This is a genomic window from Mesorhizobium sp. P2_A12, assembly GCF_056405075.1.
The window spans coordinates 214,194-236,245 of the sequence record NZ_JBFUCU010000002.1 but is presented as its reverse complement, the minus strand read 5'-3'; the positions used below and the strand labels follow the sequence as shown (position 1 = coordinate 236,245).

20 protein-coding genes are annotated in these 22,052 nt (G+C 62.2%); 10 read left to right on the top strand and 10 right to left on the bottom strand.

Going from position 1 to position 22,052, the window contains the following annotated elements:
- Positions 1 to 62 precede the first annotated feature (62 nt).
- Positions 63 to 968 (bottom strand): LysR family transcriptional regulator, encoded by a 906-nt coding sequence (locus AC1DZU_RS05945; RefSeq protein WP_477282663.1) that lies wholly within the window; start codon positions 966 to 968, stop codon positions 63 to 65.
- Between the two features lie 133 nt (positions 969 to 1,101).
- Between AC1DZU_RS05945 and pxpA the strand changes: the two genes are divergently transcribed.
- The 10 genes from pxpA to AC1DZU_RS05895 all read left to right on the top strand — a co-directional run bounded on the left by pxpA (position 1,102) and on the right by AC1DZU_RS05895 (position 10,307).
- Complete coding sequence (gene pxpA, locus AC1DZU_RS05940) at positions 1,102 to 1,824, top strand: 5-oxoprolinase subunit PxpA (RefSeq protein WP_477282661.1); 723 nt, start codon at positions 1,102 to 1,104, stop codon at positions 1,822 to 1,824.
- Positions 1,825 to 1,889: 65 nt separating this feature from the next.
- The gene (locus AC1DZU_RS05935; RefSeq protein WP_027036285.1) at positions 1,890 to 2,123 is read left to right on the top strand and encodes an acetyl-CoA carboxylase; all 234 of its coding nucleotides are present in this window, start codon (positions 1,890 to 1,892) and stop codon (positions 2,121 to 2,123) included.
- Positions 2,123 to 3,487, top strand: a complete 1,365-nt coding sequence (locus AC1DZU_RS05930; RefSeq protein WP_477282659.1) for an acetyl-CoA carboxylase biotin carboxylase subunit — start codon at positions 2,123 to 2,125, stop codon at positions 3,485 to 3,487. Before AC1DZU_RS05935 ends, AC1DZU_RS05930 begins: the two co-directional genes overlap by 1 nt.
- A gap of 11 nt (positions 3,488 to 3,498) precedes the next feature.
- Positions 3,499 to 4,374 carry a 5-oxoprolinase subunit B family protein gene (locus AC1DZU_RS05925; protein ID WP_477282657.1) on the top strand — a complete coding sequence of 292 codons (876 nt, stop codon included), beginning with the start codon at positions 3,499 to 3,501 and terminating at the stop codon, positions 4,372 to 4,374.
- Positions 4,364 to 5,335: a 5-oxoprolinase subunit C family protein gene (locus AC1DZU_RS05920; RefSeq protein WP_477282656.1), complete on the top strand. Its 972-nt coding sequence runs from the start codon at positions 4,364 to 4,366 to the stop codon at positions 5,333 to 5,335. The genes AC1DZU_RS05925 and AC1DZU_RS05920 overlap by 11 nt, the downstream gene beginning before the upstream one ends.
- Positions 5,336 to 5,585: 250 nt before the next feature.
- A complete protein-coding gene (locus AC1DZU_RS05915) occupies positions 5,586 to 6,338 on the top strand; it encodes an ABC transporter ATP-binding protein (protein ID WP_477282654.1) in 753 nt (250 codons plus the stop codon).
- Positions 6,335 to 7,069, top strand: coding sequence for an ABC transporter ATP-binding protein (locus tag AC1DZU_RS05910; RefSeq protein WP_477282652.1), 735 nt, complete (start codon positions 6,335 to 6,337; stop codon positions 7,067 to 7,069). Before AC1DZU_RS05915 ends, AC1DZU_RS05910 begins: the two co-directional genes overlap by 4 nt.
- Position 7,070: 1 nt before the next feature.
- Positions 7,071 to 7,976, top strand: a complete 906-nt coding sequence (locus AC1DZU_RS05905) for a branched-chain amino acid ABC transporter permease (protein WP_477282650.1) — start codon at positions 7,071 to 7,073, stop codon at positions 7,974 to 7,976.
- A gap of 3 nt (positions 7,977 to 7,979) precedes the next feature.
- Positions 7,980 to 9,068 carry a branched-chain amino acid ABC transporter permease gene (locus AC1DZU_RS05900; RefSeq protein WP_477282648.1) on the top strand — a complete coding sequence of 363 codons (1,089 nt, stop codon included), beginning with the start codon at positions 7,980 to 7,982 and terminating at the stop codon, positions 9,066 to 9,068.
- Positions 9,069 to 9,122: 54 nt separating this feature from the next.
- Positions 9,123 to 10,307: an ABC transporter substrate-binding protein gene (locus tag AC1DZU_RS05895; RefSeq protein ID WP_477282646.1), complete on the top strand. Its 1,185-nt coding sequence runs from the start codon at positions 9,123 to 9,125 to the stop codon at positions 10,305 to 10,307.
- A 108-nt stretch (positions 10,308 to 10,415) separates the two neighbouring features.
- Here the strand turns inward: AC1DZU_RS05895 and AC1DZU_RS05890 are convergent, their stop codons facing one another.
- From AC1DZU_RS05890 to AC1DZU_RS05850, 9 genes are all read right to left on the bottom strand, one after another.
- Entirely contained in the window at positions 10,416 to 10,832 is a 417-nt protein-coding gene (locus tag AC1DZU_RS05890; protein ID WP_477282644.1) for a nuclear transport factor 2 family protein, read from the bottom strand.
- Positions 10,829 to 12,211: an aspartate aminotransferase family protein gene (locus AC1DZU_RS05885; RefSeq protein ID WP_477282642.1), complete on the bottom strand. Its 1,383-nt coding sequence runs from the start codon at positions 12,209 to 12,211 to the stop codon at positions 10,829 to 10,831. Before AC1DZU_RS05885 ends, AC1DZU_RS05890 begins: the two co-directional genes overlap by 4 nt.
- A gap of 95 nt (positions 12,212 to 12,306) precedes the next feature.
- A complete protein-coding gene (locus AC1DZU_RS05880) occupies positions 12,307 to 13,038 on the bottom strand; it encodes a LamB/YcsF family protein (protein WP_477282640.1) in 732 nt (243 codons plus the stop codon).
- Between the two features lie 12 nt (positions 13,039 to 13,050).
- Positions 13,051 to 15,399: a xanthine dehydrogenase family protein molybdopterin-binding subunit gene (locus AC1DZU_RS05875; protein WP_477282638.1), complete on the bottom strand. Its 2,349-nt coding sequence runs from the start codon at positions 15,397 to 15,399 to the stop codon at positions 13,051 to 13,053.
- A complete protein-coding gene (locus AC1DZU_RS05870; RefSeq protein WP_477282636.1) occupies positions 15,392 to 15,889 on the bottom strand; it encodes a (2Fe-2S)-binding protein in 498 nt (165 codons plus the stop codon). Before AC1DZU_RS05870 ends, AC1DZU_RS05875 begins: the two co-directional genes overlap by 8 nt.
- Positions 15,886 to 16,737, bottom strand: a complete 852-nt coding sequence (locus AC1DZU_RS05865; RefSeq protein ID WP_477282634.1) for an FAD binding domain-containing protein — start codon at positions 16,735 to 16,737, stop codon at positions 15,886 to 15,888. Before AC1DZU_RS05865 ends, AC1DZU_RS05870 begins: the two co-directional genes overlap by 4 nt.
- 137 nt (positions 16,738 to 16,874) lie before the next feature.
- Entirely contained in the window at positions 16,875 to 18,842 is a 1,968-nt protein-coding gene (locus tag AC1DZU_RS05860; RefSeq protein ID WP_477282632.1) for a hydantoinase B/oxoprolinase family protein, read from the bottom strand.
- Positions 18,843 to 18,845: 3 nt separating this feature from the next.
- Positions 18,846 to 20,873: a hydantoinase/oxoprolinase family protein gene (locus AC1DZU_RS05855; RefSeq protein ID WP_477282630.1), complete on the bottom strand. Its 2,028-nt coding sequence runs from the start codon at positions 20,871 to 20,873 to the stop codon at positions 18,846 to 18,848.
- A gap of 103 nt (positions 20,874 to 20,976) precedes the next feature.
- Positions 20,977 to 21,957 (bottom strand): AraC-like ligand-binding domain-containing protein, encoded by a 981-nt coding sequence (locus AC1DZU_RS05850; protein WP_477282628.1) that lies wholly within the window; start codon positions 21,955 to 21,957, stop codon positions 20,977 to 20,979.
- Between the last annotated feature and the right edge of the window lie 95 nt (positions 21,958 to 22,052).

The window sequence follows — 22,052 nt, the reverse complement described above, 5'->3', positions numbered from 1 at the left end:
TTAGGCTACCCGCTGCTCAACCAGCGAGCCTGAGGTGAAGCGTCTGTCCGACGGGCAGGCGGTTAGCCGCCGCCGCCCATGGTCACGGACATAAAGGCCCGGAAGGCGGCCGCCGCCGGGCCGATTGGTCTGTCACGCGACCAGGCCAGGCCGACATCCATACTGGGGATCGGCTCGACAAGCCGGCGCACTTCGATGCGCTGCCCCTCCAACGACCATGGTCGGTAGACCATGTCGGACAGAACGGTGACTCCCATGCCGGCAGCCACGAGCGAGCGCACGGCCTCGACCGAACTGGTGGTAAGGACCGGGCGGAGCGTAAGCCCCGCGGCATCCCAGTAACGGGCGGCCGTCGTGCGTGCCTCGTCCACCGTCAGCATGACATAATCTTCCGCTGCCACATCGGCGAGGCTGATTTCCTGCCGCGCGAGCAGATGATGATCCGCCGAAAGCCAGAGCCGGCGGTTCGACCGCATCAAGACCTCCTGCGCCAGTTCCTCGGTGTGCGCCAGGTTGGACACCAGCATCACAGCCATGTCGATCTCCCCGCACATCAAGCCGCTTTCGAGAGCGTCCCGAGGAAGTTCCAGCACCTCGACCTCGATCTGGGGGTAGGTCTTTCGAAACCGCGTGTAGTGGCGCGACATGTAGTAGCCGACGACCGTGTAGGTCATGCCCAGCCGCAGCTTGCCCGCCAGGCCCTTCCTGTCGCGCAACGGGCTTCGGACAGCGGCCGCGACGGCCCCGGTGATAACACGCGCATGTTCAAGAAACCGCGCGCCCTCCATCGTCAACCTTACGCCAGCGTGGTTACGCTCTAGAAGCCGTACGCCCAGATCAGCCTCCAGCGTCTTTATCGCCGCGGTGACCGCCGACTGTGAGATGTTGAGTTCCACCGCGGCATGACTGACCTGTCCGCTCTCGGCGGTCGCGATGAAATAATCAAGCTGTTTCAAGGTGATGGTCATGGTGCACTCCGGCCCAGACCATTATCTGTTTTTTTGATATCACAATCAATAAACTACTATTTCACAAATGCCCCCGCATGCGCAAAAATGCTGCAACGCCGCAAAGACGGCAGCTTCGAGGGGTAACAATGCGATGGCGGTGACGCTAAACTGCGACATGGGCGAAAGCTTTGGCCTCTACAAGGTTGGCGATGATGTGGGCATGATGCCGATCATCGACGTTGCCAATGTCGCCTGTGGTTTTCACGCTTCCGATCCCGATCACATGCACGCCGCCGTCTGCGGCGCCAAGGCGAGTGGCGTAAAGATCGGCGCCCATCCAGGCTTGCCGGATATTCAGGGTTTCGGCCGGCGCGAGATGCGGATGACCCGCGACGAAGTCAGGAACACCATCATTTACCAGGTGGGCGCGCTTGCCGGCTTCCTCAAGGCAGAGGGTGTAGAACTCCACCATATCAAGCCGCATGGCAGCCTTTACTTCATGGCCATGCAGCAGGAGGCGATCGCCCACGGCGTGTGCGATGCGGCAGAGGTTTTTGGCGTACCCCTCTTCGGCATGACGGGCACCCTGCACGAGAAGATCTATCAAGAGCGCGGTATCCCATTCGTCGCCGAGTTCTATGCCGATCTCGACTACGATGCCTCCGGCAAGCTGATCCTGACACGCGTTCATGACGCCAAGGACCCCGCGAAGATGGCCGAGCGTTGCGTACGCGCCATCAGCGAGGGCGAGGGCACGGCCGAGGATGGCAGTTCCTTCCCCGTCCGCTGCGAAACCATCTGCGTGCATTCCGATACGCCGAACGCCATCGAAATAGCCAGGGCCGTGCGCAGCGCAATCGCCCCTTGGCACTGAGTCGACCGGAACCGCCCACACAGGCGGTTCCGAATTGGTCTGTCTGCAGTTTTCCGGAGCTTTTCATGGCCCAGATTCTTTCGCCTCTGCCCGGCACTTTCTATCGGAGCGCTTCGCCAGACCAGCCGCCTTACAAGGCGGATGGCGATGCGGTCTCCGCCGGAGACGTAATCGGTCTCATCGAAGTGATGAAGTCGTTCCACGAAGTGAGGGCCGAGACGGCCGGTACGAACATCCGCTTCCTTGCAGACAATGAGGACCCCATCATGGCCGGTGCACCCATCGCGGATCTCGACTGATGCTGAAAAAGCTTCTGGTTGCCAACCGGGGCGAGATAGCGGTCAGGATCATCCGGGCCGCACAAGATCTGGGCATCGCCGCCGTGGCGGTGTACTCGGCCGCAGACGCCGGGTCGCTCCACGTCCAGCTTGCGGACGAAGCAGTCAATATCGGCCCACCGGCAGCAAAGAAGTCCTATCTCAACGTCGACGCAATTTTGAAGGCTGCCCGCGACACCGGCTGCGACAGCGTTCATCCTGGCTATGGTTTCCTTGCCGAGAATGCCGCGTTTTCCGAAGCGGTCACAGGCGCTGGATTGGTCTTCGTCGGACCGTCGGGAGCTGCGATCCGGATGATGGGAGACAAGGTCTCGGCGCGTTCGGCCGCTGCCGCCGCAGGTGTCCCTGTAGTGCCAGGCTCGGCTGGCCGGGTCGAGGGCCTCGAGGCTGGCCGCCAAGTGCTGACCGAAACCGGCTTTCCGGTGATGATCAAGGCTGCGGCAGGAGGCGGCGGGCGGGGCATCCGCATTGCGAATTCGCTCGCCGAATTCGAACAAGCCTTTCCTCAGGCCGAAGCAGAAGCCCTCGCCGCCTTTGGCGACGGTGGTCTCTATATGGAAAAGGTGATCGGCAAGGCCCGCCATATCGAGGTGCAGGTCCTGGCAGACGGAAGCGATGCCATCCACTGCTACGAGCGGGAGTGCTCGCTGCAGCGGCGACGCCAGAAGGTTTGGGAGGAGGCGCCGTCGCGCGCACTTTCCGACGGGCTGCGCGAGGAGCTCTGCGCTTCCGCGGTCGCTTTGGCCAAGGCGGTCAAATACTCTGGTGCCGGCACGGTAGAGTATCTCTATGACCATGAAGCCGACCGCTTTTACTTCATCGAAATGAATACCCGCATTCAGGTTGAGCACCCGGTCACCGAGGCGATCACCGGCATCGACCTCGTCGCGGAGATGCTTCGCATCGCCGGCGGCGAGAAGCTGCGGATTCAGCAGGGCGATGTCCGCGTCAAGGGGCATGCGATCGAAGTACGGCTCAATGCCGAGGACCCGGCGAAGGAGTTCGCTCCATTCCCCGGGCAGGTGGCCGAGCTTCGCATTCCAGGGGGTCCCGGCGTTCGCTTCGATTCCATGCTCTACCAAGGCTATCAGGTGCCGCCCTTTTATGACTCGCTGCTTGCCAAGCTGATCGTGCACGGAGAGACGCGCGAGGCGGCGATAGTGCGTCTGATCCGTGCGCTCAACGAGTTGAAGATCGGTGGGCTCAAGACCACCAAGCCGCTGTTTCTTGTGCTGGCCGCCGATCCTACGGTGCGGACAGGAGACGTGCATACACGCTGGCTGGAAGGCTGGCTCATCGAAAACGCCGCAGCATTGGCGGACTAAAAGGAGGACCGATGTCGATACGATTCAACTTCGGCGGTGACGAACATATCTTCGGCGAGGTGTCCGAGGAAATGTCGCTCACCTCCTTCTTTACCGGCCTTTCGATGACCAACGCTGTACGTACGGCACGCATTCGAGGCGTCACCGAAATCTGCCCAGCCAACGCCAGCTTCCAGATCCGCTTCAACCCCGACATCGTCAAGCCGCAGGATCTGCTCCGCGAACTGAAGTCGATGGAAGAGGCGGCCTCAAAGGAAGACCCGCTACTGAAGACCCGGATCATCGAACTGCCGGTCTACTTCCAGGATCCATGGACGCGTGAAACCTGCTTGCGCTTCCGCGAGCGCCATCAGGACCCGTCCTCCACCGATCTTGAATATTCGGCACGCATCAACGGTTACGCCACGGTAGAGGAGTTTATCGCGGCCTATTCCGGCCAGCCCTGGTTCGTATCCATGGTCGGCTTCGTCGCCGGACTGCCATTTCTCTACCAGATGGTGGAGCGCAAGAAACAGATTCAGGCGCCGAAATACTTGCGTCCACGCACCGACACTCCCAAGCTCACCATTGGCCATGGCGGCTGCTTTGCAGCGATCTATTCGGTGCGCGGCGCTGGCGGCTATCAGATGTACGGCATAACTCCGGTCCCGATCTACGATCCTGCCAGGAAGGTGCGCTACCTCTCCGATGACATGTGCCTGTTCAGGCCAGGCGACATCGTCAAGTTCAAAGCCATTGGCCGCGATGACTACGATGCCACTCTGGAGGAAATCGAAGCCAATCGGTGGCAGCCGACGGTTCGCGAATGTATCTTCAGCCTGAAGGACTTCAACGGCGATATTTACGGCACCAATGCAAAGCTGATGGAGCTTATCAATGGCCGTTAAGGTAATCTCTCCCGGCCTCTCCACTTCCGTGCAGGATCTTGGCCGGCCGGGCCACTATCATGTCGGCATTCCAGAAGGCGGCGGCATGGACCGTTTTGCCACACGCATCGCGAACCTGCTTGTCGGCAACGATCCGGGTGCCGCGGTGCTCGAAGCCACCTTCATGGGCCCCGAACTCGAATTCACCCAATCCGCGGTCATCGCCGTCACGGGAGGAGAGCTCCCACCCAAACTCAATGGCGAGGAACGGCCGACCTGGGAAAGCTTTCCGGTGAAGGCCGGTGACCGGCTTTCCTTCGGCTTCCTTAAGGGCGGCGCGCGCGCCTATCTGGCCATCTCAGGCGGCATCGACGTCCCCGTGGTTCTCGGCTCGCGCTCGACTTATATTCTGGGCGCGCTCGGCGGCCATCAGGGCCGCACGCTGAAGGCGGGCGATGAGCTTCCCCTCGGTGAAGGTTCCGGCAAAGCCGGTCTTTCGCTGCCAGCCAATTTGCGTCGCGCGTGGAACAGTCCGGCGGAACTCAGGATGCTTCCTGGCCTGTACTGGCATCGGATTACTGAAGCCGCCGGCAAACGGTTCTTTGAGGAAACCTGGAAGGTCGCGCCCGAGGCTGACCGCATCGGCTATCGCTTCCGCGGCGGGACGCCGCTGGAGTTCGTTGAGCGTGAGCAGCCGTTCGGCGCGGGCTCCGACCCCTCGAACATCGTCGACGCCTGCTATCCCTACGGATCCGTCCAGGTGCCGAGTGGCACGGAGCCGATCGTTCTTCACCGGGACGCGGTGTCGGGTGGCGGTTACATGATGCTGGGTGTGGTGATATCGGCCGACATGGACCTGATCGCCCAGCTCCAGCCGCACACCCCGGCGCGCTTCGTTTCGGTGACGCTGGAGGGCGCGCTTGCCGCGCGAGCCGAACAGCGCGCCGCGCTGGTGCGAGCTGAAGGGTACCTGGCCGGCTGACGTCGGCCGGGAAAATGCCGGCGGAGGAGCCGGAGGCGAGGAGATCGGCCGGCCAAAACCGACCGCGCGTGGCGGAAGACAAAATCCGGTGCGCGAAACGACAAGACGACGCCGGGCAACGGCGTGAATTTGGCCATCCGAGCAGTCCGCTAGAGACCGCCGGAACCGACAGGGGAAGACATTAGCAACGTGACTGGCTGCAAGGCCGGATGCTTCGCGCCTTTCCGTCGGTAAAAAGAAGGAAAGGGACATGAGTCATCTGAGCGCGGAGAACGTCTCGGTGTCGTTTGCGGGGCTAAAGGCCCTGTCATCGGTAGACCTCCAAATTACGCCTGGCCGCATCGTTGGCCTCATCGGCCCCAATGGTGCCGGCAAGACCACGCTGGTCAACGTGCTGACGGGTTTCCAGGCTCCGACGGAAGGCACCATCAAGCTCGACGGGGCGGCACTCTCGGGTCTCAAGCCGCATCAGGTCCGTCGGCGCGGCATCGCCCGCACCTTCCAGGGTGGGCGGCTCTTCCGCGACCTGCCTGTGCTCGACAATCTGGAGGTAACCGGCGTTGGTCTGGGAATGAGCCGGCGCGCCGCCGTCGCCGAAGCGGAAGCGATGCTCGACTGGATTGGCATCGGCGCGCTGGGCTCCCGCATCGCCGGAACCTTGCCTTATACGGATGAGCGCCGTGTCGCCATTGGTCGTGCCCTGATGGGACGGCCCGCATACATCCTGCTCGACGAGCCGGCGGCCGGCATGAACACGCAGGAGGCGCGGGAGCTTTCGGCCCTGATAAGACATATCGCCAGCGATCTCGGCTGCGGGGTCCTGCTCATCGAACACAATGTCGGGCTGGTGCTCGGCCTTTGCGAGCATATCGTCGTGCTCGATTCCGGAGCGATCATCGAAGAAGGCCTACCCGCCGCGATCCGCGACAGCGAGAAGGTGCGCCACGCCTATATGGGCACGGCAGCGAACACCGACCTGCCTGTGCTGGAGGTGATGGAATGAGCCTGCTTGCCCTTTCCGATATCACCATCCGCTATAGCCGTCTCACGGCGGTGCGCGACGTCTCCTTCGCCATGGACGAAGGAGAAATCCTGTTCATCACCGGCCCGAACGGAGCCGGGAAGTCTTCGCTGCTGCGCGCGATCGCCGGCGTGACACCAGTGGCGGGTGGGCGGATTGAGCTTGCGGGCCATGAGATCACCGGCCAGGCACCGGAGAACATCGCCCGGCTCGGATTCTCCATGGTGCCGGAGGGGCGCGACGTCTTCGGCTCGCTGACGACCGAAGAGAACCTTCTGGTCGGCGCTGGCATGCACGCCCGCGACCGCGACTGGCGCAGCCGAACGGCCGGCGAACTCGAAGCCGTCTACGCAACCTTCCCGATACTGAAAGAGAGGCGGCACGGGCAGGCGGGATTGCTGTCCGGCGGGCAGCAGCAAATGCTGGTCATCGGACGCGCGCTGATGACCAATCCGCGGCTTATAGCCATCGACGAGCCTTCGCTGGGCCTCGCCCCCAACATTAACGACCAGGTCTACGAGCGGCTGATCGCGCTGCGTGCGCATCGCCAGCTCACGCTCCTGATCGTGGAGCAGAGTTCGGCCCGGGCGATGATGGTGGGCGGGCGCATGATCCTGATGCGTGGCGGGCAGATCGTACTCGATGGCGACGCCCGGACGCTCGGCAACGGCGAGGCGATCCAGGCTGCCTACTTCGGCTACGAGGACCATTGAGATGCTCCAGATCCTGTTCGATGCACTCTCGCTTGGTTCGCTCTACGCGCTCGGGGCGCTTGGCATTGCCCTCATCTTCGGCGTCATGCGGCTTGTGAACTTCGCGCATGGCGACGTCATCGCCTTCTGCGTCTTCGCGCTGCTTTGGCCGTCGACGGACGCGATGGCCATCGTCTTCGCTGGCCAATTGCCGTGGTACCTGCTGGTGCCCTTCGTGCTCCTCTGCGGGGCCGGCTTGTCGGTGCTGTGCGAAATCGTCGTCTTCAGGCGGTTCCGCAAGGCAAATCCAGCAACCATGATGATTGCTTCTTTCGCGCTCGGTTTCGTCATTCGCTATTTTCTGCTGATGCTTTTCTCAAGCCGGCCGAAATCGATCAATCTCCTCCCGGAACTCTCCCAGCCGGTTGAGATTTTCGGCGCCCGGCTGCCGCTTCTCCAGCTCATCACCATCATCGCCACGATGTTGATCCTGGTGGGTCTGACCGTCTTCCTGCGCCGGACAAGGTTCGGACTGGAAATGCGGGCGGCGGCGGAGAATTTCTCCATGGCGCGCATGCTCGGCGTCCGTGCCAACCGAGTCATCATGGGAGCCTTCGCGCTGTCCGGCGCGCTGGCAGGGGCCATTGCCCTGATCTTCGTGGCCCAGACTGGCACCGCCGATATCCAGATGGGAGCGGCAATCATGCTGATGGCATTCATCGCAACGGTTATCGGCGGCCTTGGCAGTCTGGCTGGCGCCGTGCTGGCGGGATTCCTGCTCGGCGCCGCGTCGGTGATTATGCAGGTCATGCTGCCCATCGACGCCCGGCCATTCCGCGATGCCTTTGTCTATGGAGCGGTCATCCTCGTTCTCCTCTTCCGCCCGCAAGGCCTGATTTCGGCCCGTGGCACAAAGGAAAGGGTCTGATCCATGTCCGCAGCGTCCCCGGCCATCGAGCCGCAACTGACCACCGGCACCATCGTCGCCACCCCCCCCCGGCCCTTCGTGCTGGCGCGCCGTACCATCATTACGCCGATCCTGTTGTCGCTGTTGATGATCGCCATCGCACTCCTGACCATGATGACCGGATCGCGACCATTCAATCAGGTGATCATTGACGTCTTCCTCCGGGTCATCCTCGTCGTCGGCCTCTATGTATTTATCGGCAATTCCGGCGTGCTGAGCTTCGGCCATATCGGCTTCACCTGCCTCGGCGCCTATGTGGCGGCGTGGCTGACGATCAATCCCATCATGAAGAAGATGGCCTTTTCCGGTCTTCCCGGCTGGTTGATAAAAGCCCAGATGCCCTATTGGGAAGCGGCCATCATTGCCGCAATCTTTGCAGGGTTGGCGGCGCTGATCTTCGGGCGGATCCTGATGCGGCTGTCGGGCATCGCCGCCTCGATCGCGACCTTCGCCATGCTGGCGATGATCAACACGATCTATTCCAACTGGGAAACCGTCACCGGCGGGACATCGTCGGTCGTCGGGATCCCGATCATCCGCTCGATCTGGCCCTATCTGATCGCCGCCATCATCTCGATCTTCATTGCCTGGGCACATGCAATATCGCGTTCAGGCCTGGCACTGCGTGCCGCCCGCGACGAACCGACGGCAGCAGCAGCCTCCGGCGTCGATATTCCCAGGGAGCGGCTTGTCGCCTTCGTGATCTCCGGTGCCATAATGGGTCTCGGCGGCGCCTTGATGGCTCACTCCATCGGGGTTGTAACGCCGGACACCTTCTATCTCGGTCTCACCTTCATCACCATCGCCATGCTTGTCGTTGGCGGCATGGGCAGCCTTTCGGGCGGCGTGATCGGTGTCGTGTTCCTCTCCGCCCTCATTCAGACCCTGCGCTGGCTGGAAGCCGGCGTTTCCATTGGCGACGTCGCCTTCGCCATACCGAAAGGCCTTCAGGAGATCGCCCTGGGTATCATCATGATCATCATTCTGGCGCTTCGTCCGGCAGGCGTTTTCGGCAATCGCGAGATCTCTTTTACCCGCAACCGCAAAGATTGACCGGCGGATTGTAAACCGCCGTAACCTTGAAAGGAGAAGTCTATGATAAACAAAATGAAAATAGCGACAATGACGATGCTCTTCGCCGCAACGGCTACGTTTCCAGCCTTGGCTGACGACAGCAAGATCGTGGTCGGTTTCGCCACGGCGGAATCGGGTTTCATGGAGGCTTACGACAAGCCCGCCACCGATGCCGCGTTGATCCGCATCGACGAAATCAACGCCGCTGGCGGTCTTCTTGGGAAGAAGATCGAAGTCGTGAAAGCCGACACCAAGTCCGATCGTGCCGAAGGCGCAAAGGCCGGTCTTTCCGTTCTCGACCAGGGCGCTGACCTCGTCGTCGTCTCCTGCGACTACGACTTCGGCTCGCCGGCGGCACTCGCCGCCGAGGCGGCTGGCAAGGTTTCCTTCTTCCTCTGCGCTGAATCGGTAAAGGCGGGCATCCAGGGCGTAGGCCCGCACAGCTTCTCCGCGTCGGTGCTAGCAGCCGTGCAGGGAGCGACCATGGCCGAGTGGGCATACAACAAGAAAGAGGCCAAAACCTTCTACCGCCTGCTCGACACCTGGACCGAATACAACAAGGGCATCTGCGATGGCTTCGACTGGATGATGCCGACGCTGGAGACCAAGGGCGCCAAACTTGTGGGTCAAGATACCTTCAAGAACGACGACCCCTCAATCGCTGCCCAGATCAGCCGCATCAAGGCCCTCCCAAAGGAACCCGATGCGATCATGCTTTGCACCATGATGCCGGGCGCTGTTTCGGCGGTAAAACAGATCCGCGCCGCAGGCATCAATTCGATGATTCTCAACGGCTCTGGCATGGACGGCAGCTACTGGCTTTCGGCTGTACCTGACCTTTCCAATTTCTACGTTCCGGTTCAGGGTTCCATTTATGGCGACGACCCGAACCCGGAAGTCAACAAGTTCAACGCAGCCTATAAGGCCAAGACCGGCGCCGACCCGTCTTCCATGTATGTCTATCCAGGCTATGTCATGATCGACGTCTGGGCAAAGGCTGTTGAACGCGCCAAGAGCATCGATGCCGATGCCGTTGTCGCGGAACTCGAAAAGATGAAGAACGAACCGACCCTCTTCGGTCTGCGCACTTTCACCTCCGAACTGCACCACCAGAACCAGACCAAATACCTGATCGCCGACACCGAGAAAGGCAAACCATCGATCATAGACAGCTGGACGATCTCCGAACCGGTCCCGCTTGACGCGCTCTTGAAGTAGTCGGGGCGGCCGGCTCGGTCTGGCCGCTCTTCCCATCCGGCAACGCAAAAAAACCGGCCCGCATGATGCGGGCCGGGTTCGATTTATCAGTCTATGACATAAGAACTCTTACGCCCGGGCCTTGCGATAGGAATCCTTGAGCGCAATCCGCGCGCCTGAAAAAACGAAGATGTCGCAGCCATCGACCTCTATCTTGTCTCCCGCTGCCGTTGTTCCCGTGAAACGCCAGGAAGACAGTCCGGTATCTCCGCTGACCACATGGTTGTCATTTGACCAGGCAGCATCCGAAAAGGTTGAGAAGATGGCCGCATAGGCAGCCCGCACGGCTTCCCGCCCAGTGTGACGGCGACCGTAGGGTTCGGGCCCAGCCGAGGCATGGAAGGCGCAATCCTCCGCCATGCAGGCCATCAAGCCGTCGAGGTCATGGGCGTTCCACGCCGCCATGAACCGGCCAAGAAGTGCAGACCGCTGTAACCCGAGATCGCCTCCGGTCATGCCGGTCCGCTCCGCATGCTCGCCGATCATTCCAGCCCCTCCTTCGCAACGGCGCCGGTTAGCCGGTCGAGCGATCTCGACATGCGGGTCATGATTTCCGCGATGTCCTCTCCCGTCACGATCATCGGCGGGCAAAGCGCAAGCTGGTCGCCGATGTTGCGGAAGATGAGACCTTCTTCGTGACCGATGACCGACGCTATCGCGCCCGCGCGTCCTACCTTTGCAAAAAGCCGCTTGGTCGCCTTGTCAGCAACCAGCTCGACCGCCCCAATCAGGCCGGTGCCGCGGGCCTCCCCGACAAGGGGATGATCGGCAAACGAGCGAATGCCCGCCTGGAAGACTGCTTCCATCCGGGCCGCATTGCCCATCAAATCGCGCTCCTCGATGATGGCGAGATTTTCCAGCGCAACGGCTGTCGCGACCGGATGACCCGACGCGGTGAAGCCGTGGCCGAAATTGCCGATCGTCGCGGTGTTGTCGGCGATCGCCTGATAGATCGCCTCCGAGAACACCACCGCGGCCAGCGGCATATAGGAGGAGGTGATCTGTTTGGAAACCGTCATCATATCAGGCGTGAAGCTGAACTTCTGGCAGCCAAAGGGCGTGCCGAGCCGCCCGAAACCACAGATCACTTCATCTGCTATCAGAATGATATCATTTGCCCGGCAGATTTTCTCCACGCCTTCCCAATACCCGACCGGCGGTGGCAGAACGCCGCCAGCTGCCATAACCGGCTCTCCTATGAAGGCCGCGATCGTATCGGCCCCTTCTTCCGCGATCACCGCCTCCAGTTCGGCAAGCAGGCGCGCCGTGAAGGCGGCTTCGTCTTCGCCCTCCATGCCGAAACGATAGAAGTGCGGGCAGGTCAGGTGACGAACGGGAATCGCCGGCAGGTCGAAGTCGCGATGGTTGATCGGCAAGCCCGTCAGGCTGCCGGAGGCGACTGTGATGCCGTGATAGCCCTTGGTCCGCGCCAGGAATTTCTTCTTCTTGGGTCGGCCCAGCGCGTTGTTCATGAACCACACCATCTTGACGATGGTGTCATTGGCTTCCGAGCCCGACGACGTGAAGAAGACACGCGTCAGGTTTTGTGGCGTCATCTCCACGAGTTTCTCCGCGAGCCGGATGGACGGCTCATGCGCCTTGGAGGAGAAGGTGTGATAGTAGGGCAGTTTCAGCATCTGCTGATAGGCAGCGTCGGCCAAGCGCTTTTCCGAAAAGCCGACGGCCACCGACCAGAGCCCGGCGAGCCCTTCGATATATTCCTTGCCGCGCTCATCATACACACGGATGCCGTCGCCGCGGCTGATGATCAGCGGCCCGGTTTTTTCGTGCTGACGCAGGTTGGTGTAGGGATGCATGGTGGTGGCGATGTCGGCGGCGGCGAGAGAATTGGAAAGCGCGTCCATGGAAGTCCTCAGGGGCTTGGGGGAATGGTCCGGGGTGTGAGTTCGAGATAGTTTTCGATCCCATGCGCGGAGCCTTCACGACACGGAAAAATGAATCATGGGAGGCTTTTGGAATGGGTGTCGATGATCCGCCGCATCAGCGCGGCGACATCGCGCGCATTCGGCGGATCGGAGTGGATGCAGACGGTGTCGAAGTCGACCGGGCGGACCGTGCCGTCTGTCGTGACGAGTTCGCGTCGGGTAAGCGCCCCCACCATTCGGTGCTCGGCAAGCGTCAGGTCGATGGCCGACTGCACGCGCGGGATGATCAGGCTACCGCCGGGAGCGTAGGCAAGATCGGGAAAGAACTCGCCCACGAAGGCAACGCCGAGTTCATCAGCCGCCGTCTCGTGACAGGTTCCCGCCATGCCGAAGAGCGGAACGCCGAACGGCTTGACCGCCGCGGCAATTGCCCGGGCAGTGTCCATGTCGTGCGCGGCCATGCCGTAAATGATGCCGTGCGGCTTGACATGGCCGAGTTGCCCGCCCTCGGCAGCCAGCATCCCTGTCAGTGCCCCGATTTGATAAAGGAAGGCGGCTGTCAGTTCCTCTGGCTGAAGTTTCATTTCGCGCCGGCCGAACCCCTCGCGATCGGGAAGGGAAGGATGCGCGCCGACCTGTTTGCCATGCGAAAGCGCGAGCCGCACGGTCTTCAGCATGGTCCATGGATCGGAGGCGTGGAAGCCGCAGGCGATGTTGGCGCAATCGATATGGGGCATGATGCCGGCATCGTCGCCGAAGCGCCAGTTGCCGTAACTTTCCCCCATGTCGCAGTTCAGGGTGACCATGGTTTGCTTGCCTCAGCCCAGAGTGTTTGCTGCCCAGCCGGGGGCGATGTGCGGGAATTCCGGCGGTGGTTCGCGCTCGTGCAGCAGTCGAAGCACGCGCGGCGGCGTCAGTGGCAGTTGCTGCACCGGCTTGCCGATGGCGCGCGCCACCGCACAGCCGATCGCCGCGCCCACGGCCAGGATTGGCACCTCGCCCGCACCCTTGGTGCCTAGAGGCCCCATCGACGGTGCACCCTCGTAGAGGTCGGCGGCGACCGGAACCACGTCCTGCGCCAACGGCAGGCGATAGGTCTCGAAATCGTCCTGCGCGATGCGTCCGTCGGCGGTGATCGTCACCTCCTCATGCAACGCATAGCCCAGCCCCTGCACCACGCCGCCCTGTATCTGGCCCAGGATGGCGCGCGGGTTGAGCGCGCGGCCGACATCTTGAACCACGCGATAGGCCAGCACCTCGACATGACCGGTGTCCGCATCAACCGCCACCTCGGCCTCGTGGACAACGAAGACGGGGATGTCGAGAGCATCGATGAAATGCCCCATCGCGCAGCCGGACATTGCCGGATTGTTCTTGGCGGTAAAGGCTCCGCTTCCTGTGATCGGGCCGGTGGTGGCCTGCGCATGGGCGACGACGGCGGGGATCGACATGCCGGAACCGGGACGTCCCGTGATCTCGACACAACCGTCCCGCAGCACCAGGTCTTCCGGTCGGGTCTGGAGCATCTCGCCGGCGGTCCGCAGCAGCTTCTCCCGCACCTCTGCACAGGCGGCGATGCTCGCGGCACCAATGGACACGGTGGTGCGCCCACCGCCAACGCCGACATCGAGACCGGCGGCATCGGTATCGGCTTCGCGCACGATCACCTGGTCGGGAGCGAGGCCGAGCTGCCCAGCCACGATCTGCGGCAGGGATTGTACCATCGTGCCCGATCCGATCTCCACACCCGACGTGACCAGCGTTGCGCTGCCGTCGGCGTTCAAATTCACCGTCGCCGCCGAGGGCCCGACGAAAACGAACCATGTGCCGACCGTGGTCGCAATTCCATAGAGCCTGCCGTCGGCCTTCGCTTCTGATGTGCCGGTACTGGCACGCAACGCCTCCATACGATCGAGCATCGGACCCAGCACGTCGGCCTCGAAAATCTGGCCCGTGGCACCGAGATCGCCATCTCCCAGGACACTTTTCTTCCGGAACTCCATTGGGTCGAAGCCTAGCGCATCGCAGATTTCGTCGGTGTGTCGCTCCAACGCGAATGTGTTGTAGACGCCGTTGCAAGCTCGAAAAGCCCCGTTGGGTGGTGTGTTGGTGTATACGGCGCGGCTGACGAGCCGCGTTGCCCCAACCCTGTAATTGCCGCCCAGCGTGTGCGCCGTCATCGTCGTCAGGAAGACCTGCTCACCGCCATACGCGCCGCAGTCCATCAGCACGACCGCCTCGCGTCCGGCGATGTCTCCTTCGGCGGTGACAGCGGACCGAATGCGGATTTCCGCATTCTCGCGGCAGAGGCAGGTTGCCATCTCTTCCTGCCGGGTGTTTTCCAGGACCACCGTGCGCCCGGTCATCCGCGCCAGAAGTGCCGTGATCGGCTCGATGGACGCATCGAATTTCAGGCCAAACCCGCCGCCGACAGGGGGAACAGTGACCCGCACACGCCCGGGCGGAAGCTGCATGACCCTTCCGGTGACGTTGCGCACGGTCCAAGGCACCTGCGTCGAGGTCTGGATGTGAGCACGGCCGTCCTCCCAGGAGCCGATGGCAACGCGCGGTTCGAAGGGCACATGGCTCTGCCGGCTAACGGTGAAGCTGCTCTCGATAATGCGTATGTCGGGACGGGCGAAGGCAGCATCAACGTTGCCGCGACTGGATTTTGCCTCCCATGCGATATTGCCGGCACGTGCACCGCCCTCCGTGATCACCTCATAGCCGCGCCAGCCCTCGTGGACGAGACGGGCGGCGGGCTGGAGCGCTTCGGCCATGGTGAACACCGGTGCCAGCGGCTCGACCTCGAGCACGATGGCGGCAAGTGCCGCCCGCGCCTGCTTCTCCGTCTCGGCGGCGATGACGGCGATTGGCTCGCCGTGATAGCGGATCGTGTCGATGGCCAAGAGCGGATGGTCGGCAATGCCGATGCCGTAGAGTCCTGGCGCATCGGCGCCGGTCGCCACCGCCCGCACGCCAGGACAGCGAAGTGCCGCCGAAACGTCGAGCTTGCGGATACGCCCCGCGGGAACGGTCGACCGCAGCAGCACGGCATGCAACATGTCGGGGCGAACCCGGTCGTTGGTGTATTTCGTCCGCCCGCGCAGCTTGTCCTGCGCATCGCGACGGGGAAGATTCATCACCGTGGCGGACAGCTCAGACATGGATGCCTCCCACCAACTGGCCAGCCTTGCGCGCTTGGTCGAGGCAGTCGGCCACGGCGTCGACGATCCGCTCATATCCCGTGCAGCGGCAGATGTTGCCGACCATCGCGGCCTTGATTTCGGGACGGCTCGCATGCGGATTGTCACGCACAAACGCCGAAAGGCTCATGACCATTCCCGGAAAACACATGCCGCATTGGACGGCATCGGCCGCCTCGAAATTGGCCTGGAGCGGGTGCGGCGCCTGGTTTCCGGAACTCAATCCCTCGATGGTCGTCACCGCGCATCCCTGGACGAGTCCAATCGGCTTCAGGCAGGACGGCACCGCTTCGTCGTCGACATGCACCGTGCACGCGCCGCAAAAGCCTTCGCGGCACACGGCTTTGGTCCCCGTCAGGAATCGTTCCTGCCGCAAGACGTCGACGAGCGGCGTCATCGGATCGCCATCAAAGCGGCAGTCCTCGCCATTCAGCTGGAATGTCACGGTCATGCCAGGCCCCCGGTCTCGAGAAGTGCGGCGACACCGCGCTTGACCAGCGGCGGAAGAACCTGGCGCCGGTACCAACCCTCAGCTTCCTTGCCGTCGCGGCCCAGAAAATCATTGTGCTCCAGTGCAAGCTCGGCGGCGCGTTCCGGATCGAGCGCTGAGGCCGGGCCTGACCTCATGGCCTGTTCGAGCGCCGTCCAGCGCCGTGCTACCGGCTCCACCGAGCCGACGGCAATGCGACATCGTTTGTCTTTGTCCATCGCGAGGGAGACGATGGCGACCGGATAGTCGCCGGCTTTCCGAAGCGGCAGGCGGATATGAGCACTTGCGACAAGGTCGCGGCGCAAGTGAATCCTCGACACAATCGCTTCGGTCAGCAGCGCGTGCCTGTCTTTGAGGAAATCCGAAATACCGAGGAGTTTTGGGCCTTCGAACGTCTCCAGCTCCACCGTTGCCTCACAGACGAGAAGCGCAGGGGCGAGATCGGCGGCGGCAAAGTCGAGGGCACAGAGGTTGCCGCCTACGGTGGCGACCCTTCGGATGCCGGGATTGGCCGCACCCTCCGCCGCGGCAACCAAACCTTCGAAACCCACTGTCGCCCGCAACGCGCGGCCAAGTACTGCATGGGTAACGGCTGCGCCGATCACGACATGGTCCGGTTCGATTTCGACCTTGGACAAGGCCCGTATTCGGTGGAGTGCGACCACCGCCCCTGGAAGGTCGACCCCGCGCCGTGGATCACGCATCATCCAGGTGCCGCCGGCAAGCACCGCCGCACCTTGTCGGCGTGCGGCCATTGCCTCTTCAAGTGTGCTGACTGCGGTGAACGACCGTTCCACGCTTGGTGCCATCTGTCATACCCCTCGGAAGCAGCCAACTTTCGCGGCGCCGCAGCATTGTTGCTCCAGCTTTAGGCTCCTGTGAAATAGTAATTCTTTGAATATGGTATCGGAAAAACAGATAACTCTGGCGGCGCGCTCCTTGGCGCTCAGGCCCAGTGGGCGACCGTCCTTTTCTCAAAGCTCTCACGGAACTGGGCGGTGGTTTTGGGAAGAAGTTCGCCCTTCTCCCAGTCGAGGATCACGGCATAGTGCCGAACCGCATCGAGCGTATCGATCTCGCCGGAGCGGTATTTGCGCGCGACCTCCTCAGGATCCATGCGCGCCCGGCCCTTCCGTTTCGCCCGGATGTCGGCACGGCAGGCCTCGGTTGCCGTCTCGTCAACTTCGTACTGGCACAGGTCGCGGTCGATTTCACGGATCACCACGCCGTAGTCACTCTTGGCGCGCCCCAGAGAAACGTAGTCGTCGATCACGTCCTCCATCACCTTGCGGGGCTCGCGCTCCAGTGGATCGCCGAAACCGCCGCCGCCGGCCGTCGGACGAGCGAACTGGTCGCCTGTGTGGACGGAGTAATCGGAGAGCACGGAGCCGAGCCAGATCTCGGTCTCTTCTCCCGCGCGCTTCATGGTCAAGCCGTGGGGCATCGACGGCAGGCCTCCTTCGACACCCCAGACGACGGCGCGTTCGCGATCGCAAATATAGGACATGACGGCATTTTCAGCCTCAAGCAACAACGAGGTTTTCTGCACGCCGACGCCGCCCCGCCATTTGCCGGGCCCGGCTGAATCCTGCTTGATCTGGAACTCGATCGTCCGAGTCGGGTTCACCCGCTCGTTGCCTTCGTTCGGTTGCGACATCAGCCCGGTTCCGAAGCAGGCGGTGGTGACATCGGCACCATCCTTGCCGTTGCGCCCGCCCCAGCCGCCGGGCAGCCATTCGTAGAACATGAAGATCGGCTTGTCGGGTTTGCGCGCGTCCCGTCCCCCGGCCAGCAGATATTCGAGGTTGAAGGCGCAGGCGATAGCGCGTTCGGGCATGATCTTCGACCACATCTCGAAGATCGCGTTCATGATCTTTTCGAACGGCATCAGGAACCCGGTCACCGCCACCGGCCATTCCGCGCTGACGATGCTGTTCTTCGGCGCGGTCACCTCGATCATCCGGTAAAACCCGCTGTTGAGCGGGAGGTCCGGGAAGAAGGTCTTCATGCCGGCGACCACGGCCGAGAAGGTCGCGCCCGGGGCGGAATTGTACATTGAGGCAATGGTCGAATGGCTTCCCGTAAAATCGTAGTGGATCGTGTCGCCCTTGATCGTCATCTTGATGCGGATCGGGATCATGCCTTCGCCGGCACCAAGATCCCGGTCGATGTAGTCGACCGTCTCCCAGGTGCCGTCGGGCAGCTCCGCGAGACGCTTTCGCACGGCACGTTCGACGTAGTCCTGAACCTCCTCCATACCGCGCATGACCTGGTCGCGGCCGTACTTCTTGACCAGACGCAACAGTTCGCGCTCGGCAGCCTGCGTCGCCTGCGCCTGGGAATGGATGTCGCCAATGATCGATGCCGGATCGCGCGTGTTGGCCGCGATCATGTTGGCGACGTCGGAGCAGAAGCGGCCACGCTGGAAAAGCCGCAACGGCGTGATCCGCAGGCCTTCGCGGAACATGTCGCGGGCGGTGACGTCGAAGGAGCCCGGCACCGAGCCGCCGAGATCCGACCAGTGGCCGTTCGACTGGGAGAAGCCGATCAGCTTGTCTTCGTCGAAGATCGGCCGGACGAGCCGAACATCGCTGAAATGCGTACCGCCGGCATAAGGATCATTGATTGCGTAGACGTCGCCGGGTGCCATGTCGCCTTCGAAGACCCGGATCACCTCCTTGCACGTGTTGTGCAGTGTGCCGACATGGACCGCGATGTCGTAGTTGCCCTGGGCGACGGAGTTGCCATCGGCGTCGTGCAGGGCATTTGAAAAGTCTCGGTTGTAGATGACGAAGGAATAGCAGGTGCGAAGCATCTGTTCGGCCATCTGGTCGACGGTGGTGATGAAGGAGTTCTTCAGCACCTCGAACGTTACCGGATCGAGGCCAGGGCTCGTTTCAATCAGCTTTGTCATGTCTCAGCCTTTCGTCACGATGAGAATGTTCAGGAAGCCATCGACGGTCGCGCTCATTCCCGGCGGAACCACGGTGGTGGAATCGAACTGTTCGACAATGGCAGGGCCTGTGAATGCAGCGCCGGCGCTGAGCTGGCCGCGTTCATACACGGCTGCATCGTGAGATACGCCGTCGAACCAGACGCCGCGGCGTCCGAGGGGCTCGGGCACATGAGGCAAGACTTCGTGCCGCGGTATCTCGGCTTTCGGAACGATGCCGATCGCCTTGACCGCGATGCGGAAGATCGACACCGGCGCCTCTTCGCGGCGATAGTTGAACTCGCGTTCGTGCTCGTTGTGGAAGGCCTCGATCAACGAGCAGATGCTCTCGATCCGCGCCGGCGCCGACACGGCAAGCGAGCGCCACTGGCCCTGGTACATCATCTCGACCGTGCGCTGCAGCGCCATGTCTTCCTGCGCCACGCCCTCATGGGCCAGACGCTCAACGGCCTGTTTCTCCATGAGAACAAACGCCGTCTGCATCTCGGCGGGCGAGACAGTGGAAGCATCGGCCATGAAGCTTTCGGAGAAATCGTGCTGCACGTCGACGAGAAGGCAACCGAGCGCGGAGGTGACGCCGGGATTGGGCGGCACGATCACGGTTGGAATCGAAAGCTCCTTGGCCACGGCGGCTCCGTGCAAAGCGCCGGCACCGCCGAATGCGACGAGTGCAAAGTCGCGCGGGTCATAGCCTCGGCTGATGGAGAGAAGCCGGACGGCGTTGCCCATGTTCGCGTTGGCGACGGCGATGATCGCCTCGGCCGCTTGATGGAGTTCCATGCCGAAGGGTGCCGCCACCGTCTCCTGCACCGCCTGCGCGGCCAAGGCTGGGTCGAGCATGATCTTGCCGCCTGCAAGGCTGGTGCCGAGGCGACCGAGCACGACATTGGCATCGGTGTTGGTGGCGGTGCGGTTGCCATTCTTGTAGCAGGCCGGACCTGGAAAGGCGCCGGCGGACTGCGGTCCGTTGCGCAGGCTGCCGCCTTCGTCCTGCCATGCCAGCGACCCGCCGCCCGCACCGATGGTCAGCACTTCGATGGAGGGGAAGCGGATCGGATATCCGAATTCGATGTACCAGTCTTTTGTGATGCGCGATTCCCCGTTCCATGCGAGCGAGACATCGGTGCTGGTGCCGCCCATGTCGAAGCCGATCGAGTTGGGGAAACCACAGATATTTCCGATGAAACGGCTCGCGATCGCGCCGGCGGCGATGCCCGATCCTGCGAGCCGGGCTGAAAAATCCTTGACGCTCGCGGGTGTCATGACCCCGCCACCGCTGTGCAGCAACAGCAGATCTCGCATGTATCCGGCCGCCGCAAGCTTTTCTCCAAGACGGGACACATAGTCGACGACGACCGGGGCACAGACGGCGTTCGCCATGGTGGTGGAAAAACGTTCGTGCTCGAAGATTTCCGGCATGACCTCGGAAGAGATCGAGACCGGCACATCCGGCATCGTCTCCTTCAGGATCTCACGCATGCTGCGCTCGTTGGCGCCGTTGACATAGGAGTTCATGAAGCAGACGGCGATGGACTTGACCTGCCGCTTCTTGAGAATGTCGGCGACACCGCGCGCAGCCTCTTCGTCCAGCGCCTCCAGGATCGTGCCCTCGGCACTGACCCGTTCCCGGACAGTCAGCCGGTCGCGGCGCGGGATATAGGGCTTGGCGACATCCTTGTAGGTGTCCCAGAGATCTTCCTTGTTGGCGCGACGGATCTCGACAACGTCACGGAAACCCTCGGTGCAGACCATTGCGGTGCGTGGCAGGCGGCGGGTGATCAACGCATTGGTGGCGACCGTCGTGCCATGAGAGAACATCGTCACCTGCGAAAGATCGATGCGGCCCTGCTCCACGCCATTCATGATGGCCTGCATGGGATCGTCAGGCGTGGAGGCGGTCTTTTCGATGCGGATCGCGCCGCTGTTTTCGTCCATGATACAGATGTCGGTGAAGGTCCCTCCGACATCGACGGCAACTCTAATTCGGCTCATGACAGTTCCTTCGCAGGGTCTTTGCGGGCAAAGCCCCGCCTTCGCCGCCCCTCGCCGGGGTGACGTTGCAATAAATGGTGGAATGGCCCGGATTTCGTCGGGTCTAGTGGCGCTCTCTCGATGTCGAAGCGCGGCCCGCCCGGCTCGCTGCTTCGCGACGGGTATCGGTCGGTGCGCAGCCGAACCGAGTCCGGTAGTGCTTGCAGAACTGAGACTGGTCAGCAAAGCCCCAGCGGTAAGCGATCTCGGCAACGCTGCTGATGTTGGTCACCGACATCAGCTCCTCGGCGCAAAGTTCAAGCCGGGCGTCGCGGATGAAGCCGTTGATCGACTGGTTGCTGTCCTGAAAAAGAACCTGCAGGTAACGTAGGGAGATGCCACAGGCGTCGGCCACCGTCTGCGGGCCGAGGCCGGAATTCTTCAGGTTGTCGCGAATATACTGCTCGGCGCGATGCAAATGGCCGGCCCGGATCGACGAGATGTTGCTGTCCAGCACGCGATCGTCGCTCACGATCGACAGGCATAGCATTTCCAGGATGTGCCTGCCCATCATCTCACGAGCGACTTCCGTGATCTCATCGAGATGGCCGATCGTGGTTCGCACCGTGTCGAGGAAGAGCGCGGCGATGCCTTGGGTCGCGTCGAAACTGAGCGCACTGAGCCGTTCGGCGGATCCGATACGTGCCCGAACGCTCGATGACGGCACCTTCAGAACCCACAGCGCGTTTGGCTTGCCGTGCCAGAATTCGTAAGGCGCATCCCCCCTCTCGACGAGGAAGCCCCCCGGACTGCAATTGACGGTTCTCGACCCTTGCGAGAAATTCACCTCCGACATCTCCGGGATGGTGATGAGCAGGCTGGCGTCACGCTCGTTGAGGAAGTGGCGGCGATGGCGGCGATAGCTTACGGCATCGCAGCGCATTTTAGACACGCTGACGAGCCCGAGAGAGAAGGTTTCCAGCGTGCCTGAAAATTCGCGACGGTTCCGATACTCGGTGTCGAGTGGAAAATAGGCTTCGGTAACAGCGGCTTGCCAGGCATCACCGCCTGCGGGACCGCCGATCGTATCGACGACGTATTTCATTCCCCGACCTTTCTGGTTGGCCCGGTTATCCCGGTGTTTTTCCGAAGATTACAGGAATCCACTCGCGCGTATTGGTCAAAAACGAATAAACTTAT

Bases quoted from the DNA above. Each gene is read 5' to 3' on its own strand.
- AC1DZU_RS05890 (WP_477282644.1), bottom strand. From the start codon at position 10,832: ATGATCGGCGAGCATGCGGAGCGGACCGGCATGACCGGAGGCGATCTC.
- AC1DZU_RS05865 (WP_477282634.1), bottom strand. From the start codon at position 16,737: ATGGCACCAAGCGTGGAACGGTCGTTCACCGCAGTCAGCACACTTGAA.
- AC1DZU_RS05915 (WP_477282654.1), top strand. From the start codon at position 5,586: ATGAGTCATCTGAGCGCGGAGAACGTCTCGGTGTCGTTTGCGGGGCTA.
- AC1DZU_RS05895 (WP_477282646.1), top strand. From the start codon at position 9,123: ATGAAAATAGCGACAATGACGATGCTCTTCGCCGCAACGGCTACGTTT.
- AC1DZU_RS05850 (WP_477282628.1), bottom strand. From the start codon at position 21,957: ATGAAATACGTCGTCGATACGATCGGCGGTCCCGCAGGCGGTGATGCC.
- AC1DZU_RS05870 (WP_477282636.1), bottom strand. From the start codon at position 15,889: ATGACCGTGACATTCCAGCTGAATGGCGAGGACTGCCGCTTTGATGGC.
- AC1DZU_RS05910 (WP_477282652.1), top strand. From the start codon at position 6,335: ATGAGCCTGCTTGCCCTTTCCGATATCACCATCCGCTATAGCCGTCTC.
- AC1DZU_RS05875 (WP_477282638.1), bottom strand. From the start codon at position 15,399: ATGTCTGAGCTGTCCGCCACGGTGATGAATCTTCCCCGTCGCGATGCG.
- AC1DZU_RS05900 (WP_477282648.1), top strand. From the start codon at position 7,980: ATGTCCGCAGCGTCCCCGGCCATCGAGCCGCAACTGACCACCGGCACC.
- pxpA (WP_477282661.1), top strand. From the start codon at position 1,102: ATGGCGGTGACGCTAAACTGCGACATGGGCGAAAGCTTTGGCCTCTAC.
- AC1DZU_RS05885 (WP_477282642.1), bottom strand. From the start codon at position 12,211: ATGGACGCGCTTTCCAATTCTCTCGCCGCCGCCGACATCGCCACCACC.
- AC1DZU_RS05930 (WP_477282659.1), top strand. From the start codon at position 2,123: ATGCTGAAAAAGCTTCTGGTTGCCAACCGGGGCGAGATAGCGGTCAGG.
- AC1DZU_RS05880 (WP_477282640.1), bottom strand. From the start codon at position 13,038: ATGGTCACCCTGAACTGCGACATGGGGGAAAGTTACGGCAACTGGCGC.
- AC1DZU_RS05920 (WP_477282656.1), top strand. From the start codon at position 4,364: ATGGCCGTTAAGGTAATCTCTCCCGGCCTCTCCACTTCCGTGCAGGAT.
- AC1DZU_RS05935 (WP_027036285.1), top strand. From the start codon at position 1,890: ATGGCCCAGATTCTTTCGCCTCTGCCCGGCACTTTCTATCGGAGCGCT.
- AC1DZU_RS05860 (WP_477282632.1), bottom strand. From the start codon at position 18,842: ATGACAAAGCTGATTGAAACGAGCCCTGGCCTCGATCCGGTAACGTTC.
- AC1DZU_RS05905 (WP_477282650.1), top strand. From the start codon at position 7,071: ATGCTCCAGATCCTGTTCGATGCACTCTCGCTTGGTTCGCTCTACGCG.
- AC1DZU_RS05945 (WP_477282663.1), bottom strand. From the start codon at position 968: ATGACCATCACCTTGAAACAGCTTGATTATTTCATCGCGACCGCCGAG.
- AC1DZU_RS05925 (WP_477282657.1), top strand. From the start codon at position 3,499: ATGTCGATACGATTCAACTTCGGCGGTGACGAACATATCTTCGGCGAG.
- AC1DZU_RS05855 (WP_477282630.1), bottom strand. From the start codon at position 20,873: ATGAGCCGAATTAGAGTTGCCGTCGATGTCGGAGGGACCTTCACCGAC.